The 20,233-nt window shown below is 50.6% G+C and carries 15 protein-coding genes and 1 riboswitch; of the genes, 7 read left to right on the top strand and 8 right to left on the bottom strand.

Annotation, left to right across the window (positions count from 1 at the left end; genetic code table 11):
• Window positions 1-51: 51 nt before the first annotated feature.
• Window positions 52-2,391: a PAS domain S-box protein gene (locus ACO0K8_RS21905; RefSeq protein ID WP_422948785.1), complete on the top strand. Its 2,340-nt coding sequence runs from the start codon at window positions 52-54 to the stop codon at window positions 2,389-2,391.
• Between the two features lie 78 nt (window positions 2,392-2,469).
• Here ACO0K8_RS21905 and ACO0K8_RS21900 read toward each other — a convergent pair whose 3' ends face one another.
• From ACO0K8_RS21900 to ACO0K8_RS21880, 5 genes are all read right to left on the bottom strand, one after another.
• Window positions 2,470-3,105, bottom strand: coding sequence for an NAD-dependent dehydratase (locus ACO0K8_RS21900; RefSeq protein ID WP_422948784.1), 636 nt, complete (start codon window positions 3,103-3,105; stop codon window positions 2,470-2,472).
• A 225-nt stretch (window positions 3,106-3,330) separates the two neighbouring features.
• Window positions 3,331-4,257 carry a 3-hydroxyisobutyrate dehydrogenase gene (gene mmsB / locus ACO0K8_RS21895; RefSeq protein ID WP_422948783.1) on the bottom strand — a complete coding sequence of 309 codons (927 nt, stop codon included), beginning with the start codon at window positions 4,255-4,257 and terminating at the stop codon, window positions 3,331-3,333.
• Between the two features lie 156 nt (window positions 4,258-4,413).
• On the bottom strand, window positions 4,414-5,589 hold the full coding sequence (locus ACO0K8_RS21890) for an enoyl-CoA hydratase/isomerase family protein (protein WP_422948782.1): 1,176 nt from the start codon (window positions 5,587-5,589) through the stop codon (window positions 4,414-4,416).
• Between the two features lie 45 nt (window positions 5,590-5,634).
• Complete coding sequence (locus ACO0K8_RS21885) at window positions 5,635-6,801, bottom strand: acyl-CoA dehydrogenase family protein (protein WP_422948781.1); 1,167 nt, start codon at window positions 6,799-6,801, stop codon at window positions 5,635-5,637.
• A gap of 8 nt (window positions 6,802-6,809) precedes the next feature.
• The gene (locus tag ACO0K8_RS21880; RefSeq protein ID WP_422948780.1) at window positions 6,810-8,345 is read right to left on the bottom strand and encodes a CoA-acylating methylmalonate-semialdehyde dehydrogenase; all 1,536 of its coding nucleotides are present in this window, start codon (window positions 8,343-8,345) and stop codon (window positions 6,810-6,812) included.
• A 202-nt stretch (window positions 8,346-8,547) separates the two neighbouring features.
• Window positions 8,548-8,765: riboswitch (cobalamin riboswitch) on the bottom strand.
• Window positions 8,766-9,151: 386 nt separating this feature from the next.
• On the opposite strand from ACO0K8_RS21880, the gene ACO0K8_RS21875 reads away from it, so the two are divergent.
• Window positions 9,152-10,945 carry a hypothetical protein gene (locus ACO0K8_RS21875; RefSeq protein ID WP_422948778.1) on the top strand — a complete coding sequence of 598 codons (1,794 nt, stop codon included), beginning with the start codon at window positions 9,152-9,154 and terminating at the stop codon, window positions 10,943-10,945.
• Window positions 10,946-11,177: 232 nt separating this feature from the next.
• Here the strand turns inward: ACO0K8_RS21875 and pstS (ACO0K8_RS21870) are convergent, their stop codons facing one another.
• Window positions 11,178-12,230, bottom strand: coding sequence for a phosphate ABC transporter substrate-binding protein PstS (gene pstS, locus ACO0K8_RS21870; RefSeq protein ID WP_422948777.1), 1,053 nt, complete (start codon window positions 12,228-12,230; stop codon window positions 11,178-11,180).
• Window positions 12,231-12,471: 241 nt separating this feature from the next.
• Here pstS (ACO0K8_RS21870) and ACO0K8_RS21865 point away from each other — a divergent pair, with 241 nt between their 5' ends.
• The 4 genes from ACO0K8_RS21865 (at window position 12,472) to ACO0K8_RS21850 (ending at window position 15,923) form a co-directional block, all read left to right on the top strand.
• Complete coding sequence (locus tag ACO0K8_RS21865) at window positions 12,472-13,206, top strand: hypothetical protein (protein WP_422948776.1); 735 nt, start codon at window positions 12,472-12,474, stop codon at window positions 13,204-13,206.
• Between the two features lie 176 nt (window positions 13,207-13,382).
• Window positions 13,383-14,141, top strand: a complete 759-nt coding sequence (locus ACO0K8_RS21860; protein ID WP_422948775.1) for a GNAT family N-acetyltransferase — start codon at window positions 13,383-13,385, stop codon at window positions 14,139-14,141.
• Between the two features lie 5 nt (window positions 14,142-14,146).
• Entirely contained in the window at window positions 14,147-15,013 is an 867-nt protein-coding gene (locus ACO0K8_RS21855) for a UDP-2,3-diacylglucosamine diphosphatase (RefSeq protein WP_422948774.1), read from the top strand.
• Between the two features lie 253 nt (window positions 15,014-15,266).
• Window positions 15,267-15,923, top strand: coding sequence for a PEP-CTERM sorting domain-containing protein (locus ACO0K8_RS21850; RefSeq protein WP_422948773.1), 657 nt, complete (start codon window positions 15,267-15,269; stop codon window positions 15,921-15,923).
• A 303-nt stretch (window positions 15,924-16,226) separates the two neighbouring features.
• On the opposite strand, the gene ACO0K8_RS21845 is transcribed toward ACO0K8_RS21850, so the two are convergent.
• Window positions 16,227-16,697 carry a SixA phosphatase family protein gene (locus tag ACO0K8_RS21845; RefSeq protein ID WP_422948772.1) on the bottom strand — a complete coding sequence of 157 codons (471 nt, stop codon included), beginning with the start codon at window positions 16,695-16,697 and terminating at the stop codon, window positions 16,227-16,229.
• 42 nt (window positions 16,698-16,739) lie between these two features.
• Window positions 16,740-18,953, bottom strand: coding sequence for a polyphosphate kinase 1 (gene ppk1, locus ACO0K8_RS21840; RefSeq protein WP_422948771.1), 2,214 nt, complete (start codon window positions 18,951-18,953; stop codon window positions 16,740-16,742).
• 211 nt (window positions 18,954-19,164) lie between these two features.
• Between ppk1 and pstS (ACO0K8_RS21835) the strand changes: the two genes are divergently transcribed.
• Entirely contained in the window at window positions 19,165-20,208 is a 1,044-nt protein-coding gene (pstS, locus tag ACO0K8_RS21835; RefSeq protein ID WP_422948770.1) for a phosphate ABC transporter substrate-binding protein PstS, read from the top strand.
• Window positions 20,209-20,233: the final 25 nt, after the last annotated feature.

Here is a 20,233-nt window from a genome sequence, read left to right as displayed (position 1 = left end):
CTATCGCTGTTTTGATCGTAGAGGTAATTTGAATGACTAAGGCTTAATGTTGTGAGTGCTGTTAAGAAAAATGATCCACACGCGAGTTTATCTAAGCCCGAGCCTTTAGAAACTCCGCATACTCTGCTGAAGTACGACGCCATCATGGATGGCGCACCTATGGGTATCTTGTTTACTCAGGATGGCATTATGGTGCAGGCAAATGCCAGTTTTCTCGAGATCATGGGCTATCAAGCTGAACAATTAATTGGCCAGCCAGCCAGTCTCTTGTTCTTCTCTATTCCTGAAAATTATCTGGAGATTGGCCGTATCGCCGGCCCGGCGCTGGCGGCGGGTAAGGCTTTTAGGGCAGATATCCAGGCTAGTCGTCAGGATGGCAGCCTGTTCTGGTCGCGTTTTTCAGCTAAAGCAGTCAATCACAATAACAAGCAAGACGGCACCCTTTGGTTTATCGAGGATGTCACGGTTGAACATCTGCACGAACAACAATTACGTCAAACTTTAGAAGAGCAGCGTGCCATTTTTGAGAGCGCCGCAGTAGGTATTTTGTATTCGCATCAACGCACTGTGGCTCGCTGCAACGAGCGTCTGGCCAGCATGTTTGGCTATCGCTCTGAAGAATTATTAGGGCGTTCCACCCGGCTGTTTTTTCGTGATGATGCACACTATGGAGAACTGAGTCGACAGGTTTATCCGGCCCTGAAAACCACGGGATCTTTTAGCGTAGAGACGCAGATGCCGCATCGCGATGGACATCTGATATGGGTGCATGCGACCGGTAGTCAGGTGCAAGGTTCGACCCTGGTGGGCGATGAGGTGATCTGGATCTTCAAGGATATAAGTTCCCGCAAAGCAGCAGAGGAAGAAAATCGGCTCAGCCTGTTAGAGCTAGAAGCGGTTTTTGCCAATGCTGCAGTAGGATTTATTTATACCCGCGAACATAAAATACAACGTTGTAATGCGCGCTCTGCCGAGATCTTCGGCTACGCGGCAGAAGACTTGATAGGTGTGCCGACTATCTCGGTTTTTCCAAACGAGCAGGCCTACCAGTCGTTTCGATTGGCGGCTGCCGGCCAGATGGAGAGTGGGCAGTCGTATGAGACCGAGGTTCAGTGCAAACGTAAAGATGGCACTTTGAGCTGGTGTCATTTACACGGCAAGGCACTCAATCCGGCTGATATTAGCCAGGGCAGCATCTGGATCGTGGTCGATACCGACGCTGCCAGACGCACCCGCGAGCAATTAGCCGACTCCATGCGCGACCTTGAAGCCTTAGTAGAAAATGCTTCTATCGGCATCTTGTTTACCAAGGATAGAAAAATCACCCGTTACAATCCGCGTTTCGGCGACATGTTTGGCTACCCGAATGGCGGCGCGATCGGTTTGCCAGCTTCCATTTTCTTCAGTTCGCAGGACCAATACGAGGCTTTTGGCCAGATGGCCTATCCACTGCTATCGGTTGGTTTACCTTTGCAAACGGAGTTGTATACCCAGCATGGCAGCGGCGAAAAACAATTGTGGGTGAAGTTGATCGCCTATCTGGCCGACCCAAATGATGTGACTAAGGGCACGATTTGGCTGGTGGAGGATCGTAGCGCCTATAAAGCGTCGGAGGCCGCTTTGCAAAAAGCACAGGCGGATCTGGTGCAGGCAGAGAAGCAAGTCGCACTGGGTTCTCTGGTAGTCGGCGTTGCCCATGAGCTAAACACCCCGATAGGAAATGCCTTAATGGCGGCGTCAACTTTGACCGAGCTTTGCCAGGATGTCAGTGCTAGCATTGCACGTGGCGATCTGCGGCGCTCACAACTCGACAGTTATATGTTAGATGTCTCTTCATTAGCGGCCTTGATGACGCGTGCTTGCGAACGTGCAGCGCAGCTGGTGTCTAGCTTCAAACAAGTTGCCGTGGATAGACGATTGGCGCAGCGCGGGCATTTCAATTTGCTGGAGTTGGTACAAGATAGTGTGCTGGCGCATAGTAATAAACTACTACAGCCCGGCTGGAAAATTGAGTACGAGATTGCTGCCGATATTGTCTGCGATAGTTATCCCGAACCTTTGAGCCAGATCGTAGTAGGCATAGTCGAAAATGCCTTGACTCACGGTTTTGAAGGACGTAGTCATGGCCATTTGTGTATTTCTGCGACGCTGTTAAAGAGCGAGGTACAACTCAGTTTCAGTGATGACGGTACGGGGATAGCGCCGCAGATGTTGGCACGCGTCTTCGATCCCTTTTTTACGACGCGCTTAGGGCAGGGGCGCTCCGGGCTTGGACTCTCTATTTCCCGCAATTTAGCTACCGCAGTAATGGGCGGCGACTTGAGCGTTGCATCACAGTTGGGGCAGGGCACTTGCTTTACCTTGCGCTTTCCTCAGATCGCCGCTCAGTAAATTTAGATAGGGTCAGATTCTGCGAATGATTTTTAGTGCGCGCTCAAGGCTGCGCGCCACTATGCATACTTTGCGCTACTACTGCAGCTGTTCCGATTCAATCACATGGATACCCGGTTTAGCGCTTAGTCCTGCAAACAGCATCGCTTTGGCTAGCTTGACGGTCGTAACGGGGCGCAGCCTTTTTGGCAGCAAAGGCCCGAGTAACTTACAGAGCACGATTGCAATGCTTTCGCCTATGCGATGCTCGCGCCTTGGTCCGCCATCAAGTAAGGATGGGCGCACCAGCGTGAGCGAGCTAAAGTTTAGCGCGGCCAGATCACGTTCAGTTTCGGCCTTGACCCGCAGATAAAATGAGCCGGCATCGAGTTTCGCGCCGGTCGACGAATTCAATACAAAAACTGGGGTGCCAGCCAGATGTGCCAAGCGTGCAGCATCGACGACATAGTCATGGTCGACGCTATAAAAAGCCGCTTGCGTTCCGGCTTGACGCATGGTTGTACCCAAGGCGCACAGTACAAGATCGGCTTGCCACCAGCTGGCCTCTGCTGGCAAGTGCTCGAAATCAACAATAGGATTACTTAGTTTGGGGTGCGCCGGTAAAGCCCGTCGGCTAGGGGCAATGACCTGACTGATGCGTGCATCATCAAGTGCCAGAGTGAGTAATTGCTGACCCACCAGACCAGTTGCTCCGAGGATGAGGATGCTAGTCATGTCGCCCTTTTTTGTTGTAAGTATTAAGTGGAATAGATTTTCGTCATTGGTATGTAGACTACGCGGTAAACCGACGGCAATGGAAGATACTGAGTTTATTCCAATAACCCCGCAGTATGTCAGGCTTTTCAACGAACATGGCTTACAGCTCGATGGCAGCGTTTGCTGGCCATGAGCCCATGCCAGATCTCAACAATTTGTATACTACGCAGGGCTATTGCTAGCTTACTTCGATGTTTTCTGAAATAGCTCCAAAATACTGGAAAAATCTTTGGCTCCTGCGCCATTTTGACTATGCATGGCATACAAATTGCGAGCCAACTCTCCTAGTGGTATCGCGGCCAGAGTCGCCAGTGCCGCTTCGGTCGCCAGACCTAAATCTTTGTGCATCAGATTGACCCCAAAGCCACCGCTGTAGCCTCGCGCTGCCGGCACGTTTTCCATTACGCCAGGGTAGGGATTGTATTGTTCCAGCGCCCAGTTGCGCCCCGAACTTTTACTCATGATGTCGGACAGCACTTTGGGATCTAGCCCGTTGGCCACACCCAGAGCCAGCGCTTCGGCGGTGCCTGCCATAAGTATGCCTAGCAGCATATTGTTGCAAATTTTGGCGGTTTGCCCGGCACCGTTGCTGCCTGCATGAAAAATGTTTTTTCCCATGGCAGCAAGCACTGGCCTCGCTCTTTCCAGATCGCTGGCGCTGCCGCCAACAATAAACGTCAGGGTGCCGGCTGCGGCCCCTAAGGTGCCGCCCGAGACCGGCGCATCGATCATTGCCAGGCCGCGGGCTTGCGCTGCCAGTGCGATTTTTTGTGAAGTGAGGGCGGCGATCGTGCTGCAGTCTATGATTAAGGCATGCGCTTGTATCTGGCTAACGAGACCAGGCACTTCTGTCGATGTGCCCAAGGCGCTTCCCAAATACAGTTGTTCCACATGGCGACTGGCTGGCAGCATGCTGATGACAATGTCGGCTCCTTGCACTGCCTGCTGTGCCGAGTCGGCGATGGTGGCGCCGACTTCTCCCAAGATTTGCAGCGCGCTGGGCGACAAGTCGTAGACGCTTAATGGGTAGTCTGCGTGCAGCAAATTGAGCGCCATCGGTGCGCCCATATTACCCAGCCCTATGAAGGCGATTTTTGGTGTAGATGTCATAAATACTCCCGGATCTGATTTTCAAAAGTGAGCAGGCTGCTTGCGCATAGCCCATGCGGTCTGCAGGGCAGACAGGCTGGGAACCCGCATGGAATATGCGCCTCCGGCCTGCCTTGTTGAGATTTTTTGGACGCAAGCAGTGCACAAAGGCCTTCGTTATTTGGCCGAGGCCTCTAAGTCGCGTAAGGGGTGCTCGCTGGCACGCCAGGCTGTCGCGAAATAGCGCTGTTCCAATGCGGCTGGATTGATCTCTGCCAGACTGGCGTGCTGCCATCGCGGTTGCTGATCTTTGTCTATGATCAGAGCCCGTATGCCCTCGGCAAAATCGGCACTGCTACTGCACGCCAGTGCCGCGACCAGTTCTATCCGCAAGACTTCGGCCAGCGATAAATGGGTGCAACGCTGTAGCAATGCATTACCTAACCAGGCCGACGCCGGACAGCCTTTCTTCAAGGTGGCAATCGCTTTTTGTAGCCATACCTCATCGCTGTCAAACGTAATAATCTGCTGCACCACTTGAGATAAATCGGCACTGGCGCAGAGTTGATTGATCAGATCGAAATGCCGGCGTAAGGGGCCGTGCTCATGCTCTGTAGTTGCCTGTTCGGCTGTTAGCAAGAGTGCGCTGAGCAGAGCTTGATTGGCAGCGGCATCCTCGCTCCAGCTTTGTGCCTGCATACCAGCCAGAATCGCCGCCTTGCTGGCATGCGGTAGCTGATAGTCGGCCAGTTTCACGAACTTGGCATCGCTGGCGTTGACGGCAGCCCCAGTCAAACCCAAGAACAGACCTAGCTTACCCGGCATACGGTTTAAGAACCAGGAGCCGGCCACGTCGGGGAACAGGCCTATACTAATTTCTGGCATTGCCAGCCGCGATTTTTCAGTCACCACACGATGACTGGCACCGGCCATTAAACCTATGCCGCCGCCCATCACGATTCCATGGCCCCAGCACAGCAGCGGCTTGCGATAGGTATGGATCTGGTAATCGAGCCGGTATTCTTGCTCAAAAAATTTCAGAGCATGCGGATTGCCGAGTAAGTCGTTTTTCTGTGGCGAAGCACGGTGTTCTAGCATACTGGCATACAGTTTTTGCAGGTCGCCACCGGCGCAAAAAGCCTTGTCGCCAGCCGCTTGCAACACTACTGCGACTATCGAAGTTTGTTGATCCCAAAGCCGCAATTGCGCACTGAGTAGCTCTACCATCTGCATCGTCAGGGCGTTCAGAGTTTTTTCCACGTTTAAGGTGGCGACTCCGATCTGCTTGCCGTTGGCGGCGGCCAGGGTCTCGAATAAAACTACAGGGCTGGCGCTCTCTTCAGACTGCTGCATACTGCTCTCCTAGATAGAATAAATGGTGTAATTGCAGTTTCATTTTTATAAAAACTCCTCGCTCACTGCGTGCTTGAGCAGGTGGCGTGCCACGATTACGCGCATGATTTCGTTGGTGCCTTCCAGTATCTGATGTACCCGCAGGTCGCGCAAGTAGCGCTCTAAAGGATACTCGCGGATATAGCCGTAACCACCATGTATCTGCAAGGCTTCGTCGCAAACCTTAAAGCCGGTATCAGTTGCCAGTCTTTTGGCCATGGCACAATATACCGAGGCATTTTCGGCTTGATGGTCTAGCTTGGTGGCGGCTAGTCGCACCATCTGGCGGGCGGCGACTAACTCGGTTTGCATATCAGCCAGCTTAAATTGCAAACCCTGAAAAGCCGCAAGCTGCTGGCCAAACTGACGCCGCTCGCGCATGTATTTTTGCGCGCTGTTAAAGGCCGATTGCGCCGCACCGATAGAGCAGGTCGCGATATTGATACGGCCACCATCCAGACCTCGCATGGCTAGCTGAAAGCCCTGACCTTCACGTCCGAGTAATTGGGAGCGATGGATGCGCACATGATCAAAATGTATGCTGCGCGTAGGTTGGCTATTCCAACCCATTTTTTCTTCTTTGCGACCGAAACTAATGCCGGGAGTATCGGCGGCGATCGCAAAAGCAGAGATGCCATCTGCCCCAGCGGCTCCGGTACGCGCCATCACCACCAAGACATCGGTGGCACCCGCGCCCGAGATGAAGGCCTTACTGCCATTGATCATATAGTGCTCGCCATCGCTGGTACGGCTGGCGCTGGTGCATAGCGCGGCCGCATCCGAGCCTGCGCCTGCCTCAGTCAGACAATACGAGGCGAGTTTTTTTCCACTCGCCAACGCTGGCAGCCAATCGGCTTGTAGCATAGGTGTGGCACTGGCGGCGATCATCGCGCTTGCCATATTGTGGATGCTGATATAGGCCGTGGTGGAAGGGCAGGCGCGTGCCAACTCCTCTAAAATGATGGCAGCGTCGAGCCGGCTTAGCCCCATCCCGCCTTGTTCCTGGGCGATATACAGGCCGCAAAAACCGAGCTGGCCGGCATGCGCAATCAGCTCACGCGGAAAGATCGCTTGCGCATCCCACTGTGCCGCCTGCACATGCATCTCGTGCGCCGCAAACGTGCGCGCCGCTTGCTGATAGGCGCGCTGGTCTTGGTTGAGTTCAAAGTCCATGCTGCCGCCTATTTCAAAGAAATAGTCGTATTCACTTTTCCTGCCGCGACCTCATCATCAAACCACCTGGACGTGATGGTCTTGGTCTGCGTGTAAAACTGTATGACTTGCTTACCGTAAGGTCCCAGATCGCCGAGCTTGGAGGCGCGCGAACCGGTGAAGGAAAACAGTGGCACCGGCACCGGGATAGGCACGTTGATACCGATCTGGCCGACGTCGACCTGCTCCTGGAAGGTGCGCGCCGCCGCGCCAGATTGAGTAAAAATCGCAGTGCCATTGCCGTGCGCATTGGCATTGATGATGGCGATGGCCTCATGTAGATTGGCGGCATGCAGGATGCAGAGTACCGGGCCGAATATCTCTTCCTGGTAAATCTGCATGGCTGTGCACACATTGCTAAAGATGGTCGGCCCGACAAAATTCCCTTCCGGGTAGCCCGCCACGCGTACATTACGGCCATCCAGCAATAGGGTGGCACCTTGTTGTAAGCCGGAGTCTATGAGTTGTTCCACTCTGAGTTTGGCGGCGCAGGAAATGAGCGGGCCGATATCGGTATCTGCTTCGACCCCGGCGTTGACGCTCAGGGTTTTGGCTTTTTCGACTAAATCGCCTACCCAATCTTGCGCCTCGCCCACCAAGATCACGACTGGCAAGGCCATACAACGCTGACCGGCAGCACCGAAGGCGGCACCGGTCAGATTGTTCAGAGTTTGCTGTTTATTCGCGTCGGCTAACACCACCGCATGGTTTTTCGCGCCCATCATGCATTGTGCGCGTTTGCCTGCCAGCGTGGCGCGCTGGTACACATGGCTGCCAACTTTGCTCGAACCGACAAAGGACACCGCTTTGATGGCCGGGTGATCACAGATCGCGTTGACGATTTCTTCACCGCCATGCACCACATTCAAGACCCCGGCGGGGATGCCGGCCTGCAGCGCCAGTTCGCACAGGCGCATGGTGACCATAGGATCTTGTTCTGACGGTTTCAGGATAAAGGTATTGCCGCAGGCGATCGCCATTGGGAACATCCACAAAGGGATCATGGCAGGAAAGTTAAATGGGGTAATCCCGGCGCATACGCCCAGTGGTTGATTCAGCGTGTAGGTATCGACCCCGGCAGCCACGTTATTGGCCATCTCGCCCATTTGCAGATTGCCTATGCTGGCGGCATGTTCGACCACTTCCAAACCACGAAAAATATCGCCTTCGGCGTCCGCCAGAGTTTTGCCTTGCTCGGCCGTCAGCAGCGCCGCCAACTCGCTCATATTTTCGCGTATTAATTGCTGGTATTTCAAAAAGATGCGGGCGCGCGTGCCGATCGCGGTCTTGCTCCAGGCCGGGAAGGCCGCTTGCGCACTGGCGACCGCCGCCTGCATTTCGGCAGGTGTGGCAAACGGTACCCGTGCCAGGACTTTTTGGTTGGCGGGATTAATCACGCTACGCCATTGCTGACTTTGCGATTCTATAAATTGGCCGTTGATGAGTAATTTGACGCTGGAAGTATGTGCTACTGAGTTCGCTACTGAGTTCGAAATTGCGTTCATTGTTTGCTCCTGAAACGATGCAGAGCGTGGCGAGACCTGGCTCGCTGCTGCCGCAAAGGGTTCTGAAAACGGCGCACCGAAAAATGCGCCGGCCATGGCTGCCCGGGCCTAAACCAAGGCAACCCTTACGCACCTTCCGTACGTAAGCAGATTTCAGAAAAAAACCAGCATCAAGCATCAAGCATTAATTTGAGCGGCTTTTTTTCATGAAGATCAACAGGCCGGTATCCGGGCTCGCACCTTCGCTGACATCGCCTTCCCAGTCAATTCGACCAGTGGCATTGATGATGTTTGCGCATTGCTTACCGTTGCGGAGGCAGCAGGGGCATGGGGTCAATACTTTTTTGATCGACTCGCACCACTTTCCCGTTTAACGCCACTCACGAACATGAGTAGCGCACCTGTTGTTTTTAGAATAGCATATTAATTGACGTTTACGTTAACGTCATTCGATGAAGAAAATTCATCGAAATGCTAGTCAGCCTTGGCACTTCATAGACAATCTCTTGTTAAATGGATGAATTTTTATTCTCTAAATTCTATTTTTATTCTCAGGCTGAAGGAATAACGCAAGCGTTTTAGCTCAGCGCATCCTACTGCCTGTAAGCCTTTACGCAATATCCATGCGCTTGCTGGCAGCATATTGCCCGCAAACCCGCATGGATATTGCGTATTGCTCCAGGAATTTTGTCTCGGTATTGCGCCAGTTCAGACCTGTCCTCATTTACGCTGAATTAGGCTGAAAATTTAGCAAAAAATACACTAAACTGAATTTAGTAGGTCTGATCCATGGAAAGGTCTTTGCTATGAATATCGCCGCCCTCGATGCTGTTAATACTCTTGCCGTTGCGCCGGTCTATGTCGCTGCTACCAAGGCAACTACTGCAATCGATAGCAGTTTGACGTCGGTAACGCCGCTAAAAGCGACGGAGGTCAATGTTGTCGATAATCGCGACACGGTGGTGCAGTTTTCGAGCCTGGCTCAGCTGCTGGAGGCAACGCTGTCCTTCGATCAAACGCAGGGCGTCGCAAGCTCATCTGTTAATGCGCTTAACACCCAGACGAACGCTGCCGTCAGTTCAGATTTTTCTAAGCTTTTTGGTACGGCGCAAGCATTTGTCGATGCCTTTAATAATTTTCAAACCAGCAGTGCGAACAGTCTCGATACGCCTTTTGGTTCTGCCTTTGATAATGCCTTATTGCTAGCGATACATGCGCAGTCGGGCACCAGCAATGGCATTTCTCTGATCGATAATCTGGCGACGATAGGTATCAATTTTCAGGAGCCCAGTGCGAGCACGGATACAGGAACATTTAGTATCGACCTGAATAGTTTGCAGGCGGCGTTTAATCTCGATCCGGTAAAAACATCCGAGGTGCTGACAAAAAGCCTGCAGACGCTTGCTGGCATAGAGGCCAAACTGATTAGCTTGCCGTCGCTGCAAAATAGCAGTTTGCTTACATCTGATCCCGGCAGCATTTTTTCTACAAGTCTGCCTGGCAGTCCGTTTGATACTAGTACGGTAACCGGGCGATTGGATCAACTCTCCAGTGCGGATGCATTGAAAGTCAATATCGCTTTAAAACGATTAATGGAAGACGAGGCATTGGTCACTGCATTGGGTGTAAACACTAATGCTGCCGCCACGACTGCTGGCACGGCCGTTAGTGTAGGAAATTCCGCGGTAAATGCGCTCAGTGTGAGTGGGGAAGCGGCTCTGCCGGTAGTTCAGTCAGATGCTAGCCAGAGTCCTGCCAGCGCCATTCTTTCAGAGATGAGCAGTGCCGATCAGGCACGCGCTGCCACCGCTGGTACGCCACTCACTACCTCAACTGCAAACGCTATCGTGTCGCCAGCAGCGCTTGTGGCAACGCCGTTAACTAGCGCTGCTCAGCCATTGCAGGACATCGCCCAAACACCGGCTAGCACCGACCTCAATACACTGAGCGCGGCCAATTCTGCGCGCGTGCAGCAGAATGCGCTGGCAAATACAAATTCTCTTTCAGGCTCGAGTGCGCAAACGGACAGCATTTCGTCAACTCGCGCATCGTATCTTCCTATTGACACTGGCGCGACGACTTCTGCGAACCTAGCCACCAACACATCGGCGCGTGTTTTGGCCGCTAGCATTAACGTCAGTCCAGCCAGTGTCGCTTTGACGAATGCAGCACCGAGCGCGGCGCTGAACTCTGCAGGAAACTCAGCACCAGTGCCAAGCACTAGTGTGGCGATTGCGGTCAATACTAATGCTGCCGATACCGGTGTTAGCGTTAGTGCAGCGCGCAATAATGCGCAAGTACCGGCTCCATTTGCCGCGCTTAATCCTTACCTGGCGGCCGCCGTAGCCGCTTATCGCGTGAATGAGGCAATGGGGCGCGTGCCCAATTATGAGCGGGTGCCGCGTGTTGCAGAGGTGGTTCCGGGGGTGGCCGCGGTCAGTAGAGTCAGGCCTGTGAGTTTAGATCTGCACGAAAGCGCTGATGAGAGTCGGAGCAATCAGACTCGTCGGAGCGGAGTTGAGGCACCGGTTTCGCCTGAGCCACAGCTCATTGAAGAAGTATTACCGCTTGCGCCGACTGGGGTGGATGTGAGTGTCTGATGTTGAAGAGCACGGTGTCTATGCACGCAGTTATCATGGTGCCAGTACTTATCGTGATGCTGCTGATAGTCATTAATCTTGAGTCAGCCAGGCAAAAAAATAAGTGCAAAAAGTCACAATGAATAAACGGCGCCAATGCGCCGTTTATTGTTCCGCTCTGCAATTTACCCGCCCAATCGCCGGGCCATGCAAAAAAGTATGTGATAACTCATAGTGGAGTTAATGTTGGCAATTACAGTTTGCTCCATGCCAGCGGCTTGCCGTTAGCATCTGTGACTTTCGTCATTTCTTTAAAGGCCCTGGCCTGCACCTGATCCGGTAGCCGCACCAGATCTACACTATTAACAAATTGATCGCCTGACATAAATGCCCAGGTATAAAATTTAAGTGTGGTCGTGGCTTTTTCCGGATTGGCGCTGCTTTGTTGCATGATCACGAAAGTGCCCATGGTGATGGGCCAGGCATTGTTGCCGGGCTTATCGGTCAACATTTCGTCGAAAGTGCCTAGTGATTTCCAGGTGCTGGCGTTTAAGGCGGCAGAGAATGAGGCTGCACTCGGCGTGACGAAGTTACCGTCACGATTCTTTAGTTGCGCAAAATCGAGTTTATCCTGGACTACGTAGTTGAAATCGATATAGCTAATCGCATAAGGCGTCTTCTTTAAACTGGCGACTATACTGCTGCTGCCTTTCACTGCGCTTAATTCTTTATGCCAGCTAATGCTGAAGTTTTTTCCATAGCTCGCTTGCCAGTCCTTACTCATCTTGCTCAGGTAGTCGGTGAAGTTATAGGTTGTACCTGAACCGTCAGAACGCACAATGACTTCTATGTTCTTATTCGGTAAATGCAGATTGGGATTGAGTGCAATGATTTCCGCATCGTTCCATTTACTGATTTTACGAGAAAAAATCCCGGCCAACGCACTGCCGGTGAGGCGTAACTCGCCCGCTTTGATACCCGGAACGTTTACCACCGCTGCGACGCCGGAAATTGCGGATGGGAATTGAATTAAGTTGAATTTTTTTAAGTCTTCCGGGCTCATCGCGACATCGCTGGCACCAAAATCTACACTTTTTTCTTTGATCTTTTTAATCCCTGCAGACGAGCCTTGTGGCAGGTATTCAATTGTTAGATTGCTTTTCTTTTGAAAAATTTCTGCCCATTTATTGTAGAGCGGCGCTGCCGCAGAAGATCCTGCGCCAGTAACATCGGCGGCGGTTGCTGATGCCGTGAGCGAAAAGTAAAAAAATATCTGTATAAATAATATGGAAATGAATCGCAGCATGTTGAGATTAAATAGTGAATCGTGAATGAAGACTTGAGATTGAAATTGCCACACCGCAATTATCAATTAAATTTATGACTAAGTGATGAAACCCCGCATTGTAATGCCGTCGTCACATTTCAGACTTAGATTTCATCCATTGTCTTCTTATTAGTTTATGCATTTATTTAAAAAAAATAGTATTGTGCAAATTAAATAAATTGTTTATATTATTAATTGTGTTTAACTTCAGGAGCTTTAAATGAATATCGAGTCAGAAATTGTGGCAGTTGAAAAAACCAAAATTGCCATTGCGCCGGAAGTTAATGCGCAGCTAGTGATCGCAAAAAAAACGCCAGTGTCGGGAACTAGCACGGCTAAAAGCGGCGCTGCAAAAGTCATTGCGAAAAAACCTATGGTGAGCAAAGCGCTGACTGCGAAAGTGGCAACTCCGATAAAAGCGGCAAGCCCTGTAAAAAAAGTAGTCGCCGTCAAGACCGCGACAAAACCCGCGGTTAAGGTGGTAGCCAAAACGCCCGTTAAGGTAGCCAAAGCGCCCGTTAATACACCGGTCAAAGCACCAATAAAAACGGTAGTCGCAACGGCGGTAACCACACCGGTTAAAGCAGCAGCGAAAGTCGCGACAAAAATGCCTCTCAAAGCGGTAGTCGCTTCTAAAACACCAACACTGGCGAAAGCGCCAACTCCAGTTAAAATACTTAAACCTACTGTAGCTAAACCGATACCTGCAACTTTAGCTAAAGAAAAAGCAAAAAAAGAAAAATTAATACGCGATAGTTTTACTATGCCAGAGCCGGAATATGCAGTGCTCGGGCAAGTGAAAAAAGCTTGCCTGGCCGCCGGCGTAGAAGTGAAGAAAAGCCAGTTATTGCGTATAGGTCTATTGTTGCTCAGTCATACCGATGTGAAGAGTCTGGCGAAACTGATCTCCAATCTGGCACCCTTAAAAGCCGGTCGTCCTAAGAAAGAAAAATAAGCATTTTTTGGTTTTTTTGGGGGCTACTAAAAATCTAGAAAAGTAAGTTGACAGCCGCGCGATTTATTAGCGCGGCTGTTGTATTTTTATCTGTCATAAAACCGACATGAAACTGTCATCGCCTTGAAGTAATCCTGCTTTATTCTTCGTCCGTCAACCGACTAAAAGGATAATAAATGAGATTACTCACGCTACCTGCGGACGCCAATCCTAGTTTTTCTAAACTAAGTTTAAGTTTGGCAAGTACCTCCAAAGAAATCAAGGAAGTACAGCGCCTGCGGTATAAAGTATTTATTGAAGCCATGGGCTTATCCGCCCTGACCAATCCCGATGGTTTAGATAGAGATGAGTTTGATGAGCACTGCGATCATCTGATCGTACGCGACACCAAGACCCTGAAAGTGGTCGGTACTTACCGCATTCTTGGACCGAATGCCGCGCGTCATATCGGCCGTTATTATTCTGAAACCGAATTCGATTTATCCCGCCTGGCAAATATCCGCGGCAACATTGCTGAAGCAGGACGCGCCTGTATTCATCCTGATTATCGCAGCGGCACTGTGATCATGATGTTGTGGGCGGGTTTGGCGGCGTATATGCAGCGCGAGCGCTGTACCTATCTGATAGGTTGCGCCAGTATCAGCCTCACTGATGGCGGCCATAACGCGGCGGCGATTTGCCGTAGCTTTAAAGAATCGGACTACGCTCCGCTTGATTATCGCGTCACACCGCATCTGCCTTTTCCTATCGAGAATATGGATGAGGGTCATGTAGCACGTATTCCACCTCTGTTGAAAGGCTATCTGCGTGCTGGCGCTTGGGTCTGCGGTGATCCGGCCTGGGATCCGGATTTTCATTGTGCCGATCTGTTTGTGATGCTGCCGCTGGCGAATCTGGATAATCGCTACGCCAAGCACTACGGCACCGGGGAGTAGATGGCATGAAACCTGCGGACCAGTTTCTGAATAAAAAAATGAATCGCAAGCTGTTTAATCCCAGCAAAAAAGAAGTGAGTCGTTTTCGTACTATTTGGATATCTGATCTGCATTTGGGCACGACCGGCTGTCAAGCCGCCCGACTATTGGAGTTTTTGCAGGCAACCGAGTCAGAAACGCTGTACCTGGTCGGTGACATCATCGATGGCTGGCAACTGAAACGGCGCTGGTACTGGGATCAAGCTCATAATAATGTGGTGCAGTTGGTGTTAAAAAAAGCCAAAAAAGGCACCAATGTCATTTTTGTGCCTGGCAACCACGATGAGGCAGTGCGTCAATTCATCGACCTTGATTTTGGTGGTATCAAGGTCAGGGACGAATTGATCCACGTCACCGCTCAGGGGAAACGGATGTTGGTTTTGCATGGTGATCGATTTGATGGTGTGATCGCCTGCGCCAAGTGGCTGGCCTATGTCGGCGATAGTTTATACACGGTCATTCTGAAATTTAATCAGGTATTTAATAATTGGCGCGCTCGCGTCGGTTTGCCGTATTGGTCGCTGTCACAGTATCTGAAGCTCAAAGTCAAAAACGCCGTCAGCTATATCAGCTCGTTTGAAAATGCCTTGGCCGATGAGGCCCGTAAGCGCGGCCTGGATGGTGTCATTTGCGGGCATATTCACAAGGCAGAAATCCGGGATATCAATGGCATCACCTACTGCAATGACGGTGATTGGGTCGAAAGTCTGTCGGCCCTGGTCGAGGACGCTAGCGGTGCATTGCGCTTAGTTAGTTGGCATGACATCGTACTTGGTGAACGTGCCAATGAAATGATGCCAGAATTGGTGATGGCATCGAATTTGCACGTTTAAGTAGCGAGAAATTAATATCAACGTAAACAAGCTTGTGCATGAATACCGATAAATAGCTTGAGCTGAGCTACTGAGCCGTGTCGGAAAATTTTACAGCTGTTGTCGTCATTTCGTAGTTCTGTTTTTTAAGTGATTGTTTTTATTGAGTTTATTTGTTTTTATGTATGTGGCTTAATATTTGCTTTGCATTAGCTACCCGCGGTTTTAAACCGCTTAATTGATAGCAAAAACAACTTTAATTCGGAGCGCAATTATGAAACGCCATTTATCAGCGATAGCTATTACTTTGGTTTTGGGAGCCTGGAGCCAGTTAAGTCAGGCAGCGGTGATCAATTTTGAGGATATTGCCACTTCGGCTGGCAGCACAGTTTTTGATACCTCGCCGGATGCCTCAGGTGGATTTTTGTTCACTTCACCTAGTAATCATATCCATCGCGTGAACCAGAGCGGTAGCTTCGGCGATTCAGGTTCAACTAATCTGATGATTCATGATAACGGCGGAGCAAATGCTGGTAATGGTCTGACGATGACTAAAATTGGCGGCGGCACATTCGCTATGAGTAGCGCCTGGCTTTCAGAGGGGTTTAGTAATTTTGGTGCCAAGCAAGTACATATAGTTGGCAATCTCTTCGGTGGCGGTACCGTCGTATTAGACTTTACTCTGGATGGTATTTTTGACGGAGCTGGCGGGCTGAATGATTTTCAGACCGTTAATTTTGATGGATCTTGGAATAATCTTACCAGCGTCGCCTTCAAAGGGATAGATGGAACTGCCAATGAACATGCTTGGAGTATTGACAATATTAATATCGGCGAAGCTGCGACTACGGTTCCAGAACCATCGACGCTGGCTTTGATGGCTCTTGCTATGGCTGGACTCGGCTTTGTAAGCCGACGCAAACAAGCATAATCGCAATAGACTTCGGCCAGACCCCGCTACGGCGGGGTTTTTCATTATTGCAACTAGTAAGGGAAAGTTGTAAAACCTGATATCCGAGTGCATTGCATCGTCGATTGTAAAATGCAGCGCTCGCAATACGTCGGTCTTGCGAGGAACGCCTAGAACAATCGATGCCGTGATGCGCCCTAGTATGGGGTTTTTAGAAGTTACCGAAGTTGGGAGCGCAACAAGCATGCGCCTGCTGGCATGATTTGGCTTGCGAAGGCGCATGGATAGTGCGTCTTGGTTTTTAACCGTGTCTTCTGTGCGAGATTATTTGACCACTAGCTCCGGTGTCATAATCGCTTTCAGATAGGTTTGCACGCCTTCTGCTTCTTTTTGTTTTTGGCTGATCCACCAGACATTTCCCTTGCGCACTGCGCATTCATCCTGCATGGGAGCGATCAGGCGCGCTGCGACTTGACCCAGATAGGGTTGATGGCCGACGATTAGCACCGGTTCGCGACTGTGTGGCCAGTTGGCTGCCGCCAGTACCAGTTCCGCGCTAGCGTCGGGTGCTAATTCATGCAATACCCTAAATTTTCTATCCAAAGCTGCCATGGTTTCTCTGGTTCTTAAGGTCGGGCTGACCAGTATCCGGCAACTCTCGGCCAGATTACTGTCCAGCCAGCGCGCCATTTTGATGGCTTGCTTAATGCCTTTGGGCGTCAGCCTGCGGGCATCATCGGGCAAATCAGGGCCACCTGGTTCGGCTTCGGCATGCCGCCATAAAATCAGATCCACGGCGATCTCCTTGAAGTTGGCGGTTTGGGCGGCATGCCGTTCCTATTCTTCGCTGACCGCGCCTAGCGTTTGCATCAGGCTAGCTTGGGCGCAAAATACGACCTGCTTGGCACGCGCTTTTTTGCGTTCGTATTGTCCTTCTTCATCCAGTACCCAGGCATTCACGTTGTCTTTCAGGTAGGGCTCAAGGCCTTCCGTCATGACGCGTTTTTTAAGTGCCTTGTCGAGAACGGGAAACGCCACCTCAATACGGCGGAATAGATTACGACTCATCCAGTCAGCGCTGGCGAGATAGGTGTCATGTTCAAGATCGTTGCGGAAATAATAAATACGCGAATGCTCAAGGAAGCGCCCGATGATAGAGCGTATCTTGATGTTCTCAGATAGACCAGGTACGCCAGGGCGCAGTGTGCAAGCGCCGCGTATGATCAGATCTATTTTTACACCGTCAGCCGAAGCCGCATACAGCGCGCGGATGACTGATTCATCGACCAGGGCATTCATCTTGGCGATGATGCGGCCGGGGCGGCCTTCTCTGGCGATGCGCGCTTCATTGCGTATCGCTTTGATGATCTGTGGTTGCAGCGCAAACGGTGCCAGCCATAAATAGCTGAGCTTATTCGGTTTGGTTAAGCCCGTCAGATGTATGAAGACTTCATTGACCTCGGCTGCCATCTGAGGATGAGCAGTGAGTAGTCCAAAATCGGTATAAAACTTGGTGGTCGAAGGATGGTAATTGCCCGTGCCTAAATGCGCATAGTGACGTAGTACGCCGCCTTCTTCGCGGCGTATCACCAGGGCTAATTTTGCATGGGTTTTTAGTCCGACCACGCCGTACACGACTTGTGCGCCGGCTCTTTGGAGTTTGTCTGCCCAGTTGATGTTTGCTTCTTCGTCAAAGCGCGCCATCAACTCGACAATCACTGTGACTTCTTTACCCTGGCGCGCCGCCGTGATCAGCGATTCCATTAAATCGGAATTCATGCCTGTTCGGTAGATGGTTTGTTTGATCGCCAGGACATTCGGGTCCAAAGACGCTGAGCGTATGAAATCGATGACGGTCTGGAAGGGTTGAAACGGGTGATGCAACAAAACGTCTTGCTTTTGCAGCAAGGAAAAAATATTCGTGTTACTGAGTTTGGCACTGGCTTTAGCTGCAAACGGTGGGAAGCGAAGATTGGGCTGCTTAATATGGTCTACCAATTCAGACAGCCGCACCATATTCACCGGGCCGTCGACTTGGTATAGCCTATCGGCATCTAAAGAAAACTGTTCTAACAAGAAATGCGATAATTCCTCTGGGCAATTTTTCGCAACTTCCAAGCGAACTGCTACGCCAAACTGACGTCCTTGTAATTCGCCTTGCAGCGCATGCCTGAGATTCTTAACTTCTTCTTCATCCACCCATAAATCGCTATCGCGCGTTACCCGAAACTGTGAGTAGGCGAGTACCTCGCGACCGTTGAATAAGTCGCCAATGTGCGCATGTATGATGGATGACAACAGGCAGAACGAGGTGCCTTTAGCGGACAAATCATCCGGCAGGCGGATTACTCGCGGTAACACGCGCGGCGCCTTAACAATAGCGATTGCGGTGCCGCGCCCGAACGCGTCTTTGCCTGCCAAGGAGACAATGAAATTAAGACTCTTATTAACTACTTGTGGGAAGGGGTGAGCCGGGTCTAGTCCAATCGGTGTCAACAGTGGCCGAACTTCCCTGTCGAAATAGGCTTTCACCCAGGCACGTTGCGCCTCGTTTCTGTCATTATGGCGTAACAGATGAAGATGTTTGCGTGATAACTGCGGAAGAATTTCTTGATTCAGGACTTCATACTGGCGGGTTGCCAGTTGATGGCATTCAGTCGCGATACGTTCCATCATGGCTAAAAAACTAGGATGCTGAGCTAACTCTCCATCGATGGTATTTTGTGCCAAGAGACTGGCAACCCTGACTTCAAAGAACTCATCGAGATTGCTACCAACTATGCATAAGTAGCGCAAACGCTCTAGTAGGGGAATACTGCGGTCTTCGGCTTGTGCTAGCACGCGCCAGTTGAAAGCGATTTGTGACATTTCCCTGTCGAGAAAGACTACTGCACGCGATAGCTCAGGTTTTGGCAAAATTTTGTTCACTATGCTGACCTCTGTTTTGGTGGGTTTAGCATTTTTTGCAAAATTTGGTGCAGGCATAGCAGGCTTGACTGACTCTGAGTCGGGCACCGTGTGGACTTCTTGGTCTTGCATAGTTTTTTGCATGTCATAAAGCCTTCTGTCTCTGGTGATACTCATTCTAAACAGCTAATATGACAAGTTTATGACAAATTGTTACGGCTTATGTAATCATTTCGCAATTATTTCAGGCTCGTCATAATCTTGTCACAATCGGCTAGTACAGTTCGTTCCGTGATACAGAAGTCGAAGTCTGAAGTTTTCTGAATGAGCTCGAACATTTAACCCTGAGGTGTATATGCAAGTGAATCGTGTCCTAAAATCTCTGGTCATTGCTGTTGGTGCAGCGATTGCCTTTTCTAGCGTGCATGCAGCTGATATGACAGGCGCTGGCGCAACTTTTCCTTATCCAATCTATGCGAAATGGGCAGAGTCCTACAAAAAAGCTACCGGTAATGGTTTGAATTATCAATCCATCGGGTCCGGTGGTGGGATTAAACAAATCAAGGCCAAGACTGTTGATTTCGGTGCATCTGATATGCCTTTAAAAGCAGAAGATCTGGATGCGGAAGGTTTGACGCAGTTTCCTGCAATTATCGGTGGCGTGGTTCCTGTCGTGAATATCGAAGGCATTGCTCCAGGTAAAATGAAGATGACGGGTGATGTGATTGCTGGCATTTATATGGGCAAGATCACAAAATGGAATGCCGCTGAAATTACTGCATTGAATCCAGGTCTGAAACTGCCCGCTGAAGATATTACTGTCGTACATCGTTCTGATGGATCTGGCACGACTTTCCTGTGGACTGATTATTTGTCCAAGGTAAATGCCGAATTCAAAACTGTGGTTGGTTCTTCGACTGCGGTTAAATGGCCAGTCGGTTTGGGTGGTAAGGGCAATGAAGGCGTTGCTGCCAGCGTCAAGCAAATTAAAAATTCTATCGGTTACGTAGAATACGCTTACGTCAAAAAGAACAAAATGACTTACACCCAGTTGAAAAACTTGGATGGTCAGTTTGCTGAGCCAGATGATGAAAACTTCAAATCAGCTGCTGCTGGCGCTGACTGGTTAAAAACTCCTGGTATGGGCGTGGTGCTTACCAACCAACCAGGTAAAGCAACATGGCCAATCACGGGCGCCTCGTTTATTTTGATGCACAAGGCCCAGGCTGATGCTGAAAAAGGTAAAGAAGTGTTGAAGTTCTTTGATTGGGCGTTCAAAAATGGCGGTGCGATGGCAACTGAATTGGAATACGTTTCCTTGCCACCTGCTGTCATTAAGTTGATAGAAGATAGCTGGAAAGCCAAACTGAAGGACGCTAGCGGCAAGGCTTTGTGGTAAGTCTGCCGGTAAGTAAAGCAGCTGA

Origin of the sequence: Undibacterium sp. Ren11W, assembly GCF_049340485.1 — a bacterium.
Lineage (GTDB): Bacteria > Pseudomonadota > Gammaproteobacteria > Burkholderiales > Burkholderiaceae_D > Undibacterium.
This window is presented reverse-complemented; position numbering and strand designations above follow the sequence as displayed.

Bases quoted from the DNA above. Each gene is read 5' to 3' on its own strand.
- ACO0K8_RS21900 (WP_422948784.1), bottom strand. From the start codon at position 3,105: ATGACTAGCATCCTCATCCTCGGAGCAACTGGTCTGGTGGGTCAGCAA.
- mmsB (WP_422948783.1), bottom strand. From the start codon at position 4,257: ATGACATCTACACCAAAAATCGCCTTCATAGGGCTGGGTAATATGGGC.
- ACO0K8_RS21890 (WP_422948782.1), bottom strand. From the start codon at position 5,589: ATGCAGCAGTCTGAAGAGAGCGCCAGCCCTGTAGTTTTATTCGAGACC.
- ACO0K8_RS21885 (WP_422948781.1), bottom strand. From the start codon at position 6,801: ATGGACTTTGAACTCAACCAAGACCAGCGCGCCTATCAGCAAGCGGCG.
- ACO0K8_RS21880 (WP_422948780.1), bottom strand. From the start codon at position 8,345: ATGAACGCAATTTCGAACTCAGTAGCGAACTCAGTAGCACATACTTCC.
- ACO0K8_RS21875 (WP_422948778.1), top strand. From the start codon at position 9,152: ATGAATATCGCCGCCCTCGATGCTGTTAATACTCTTGCCGTTGCGCCG.
- pstS (WP_422948777.1), bottom strand. From the start codon at position 12,230: ATGCTGCGATTCATTTCCATATTATTTATACAGATATTTTTTTACTTT.
- ACO0K8_RS21865 (WP_422948776.1), top strand. From the start codon at position 12,472: ATGAATATCGAGTCAGAAATTGTGGCAGTTGAAAAAACCAAAATTGCC.
- ACO0K8_RS21860 (WP_422948775.1), top strand. From the start codon at position 13,383: ATGAGATTACTCACGCTACCTGCGGACGCCAATCCTAGTTTTTCTAAA.
- ACO0K8_RS21855 (WP_422948774.1), top strand. From the start codon at position 14,147: ATGAAACCTGCGGACCAGTTTCTGAATAAAAAAATGAATCGCAAGCTG.
- ACO0K8_RS21850 (WP_422948773.1), top strand. From the start codon at position 15,267: ATGAAACGCCATTTATCAGCGATAGCTATTACTTTGGTTTTGGGAGCC.
- ppk1 (WP_422948771.1), bottom strand. From the start codon at position 18,953: ATGCAAAAAACTATGCAAGACCAAGAAGTCCACACGGTGCCCGACTCA.
- pstS (WP_422948770.1), top strand. From the start codon at position 19,165: ATGCAAGTGAATCGTGTCCTAAAATCTCTGGTCATTGCTGTTGGTGCA.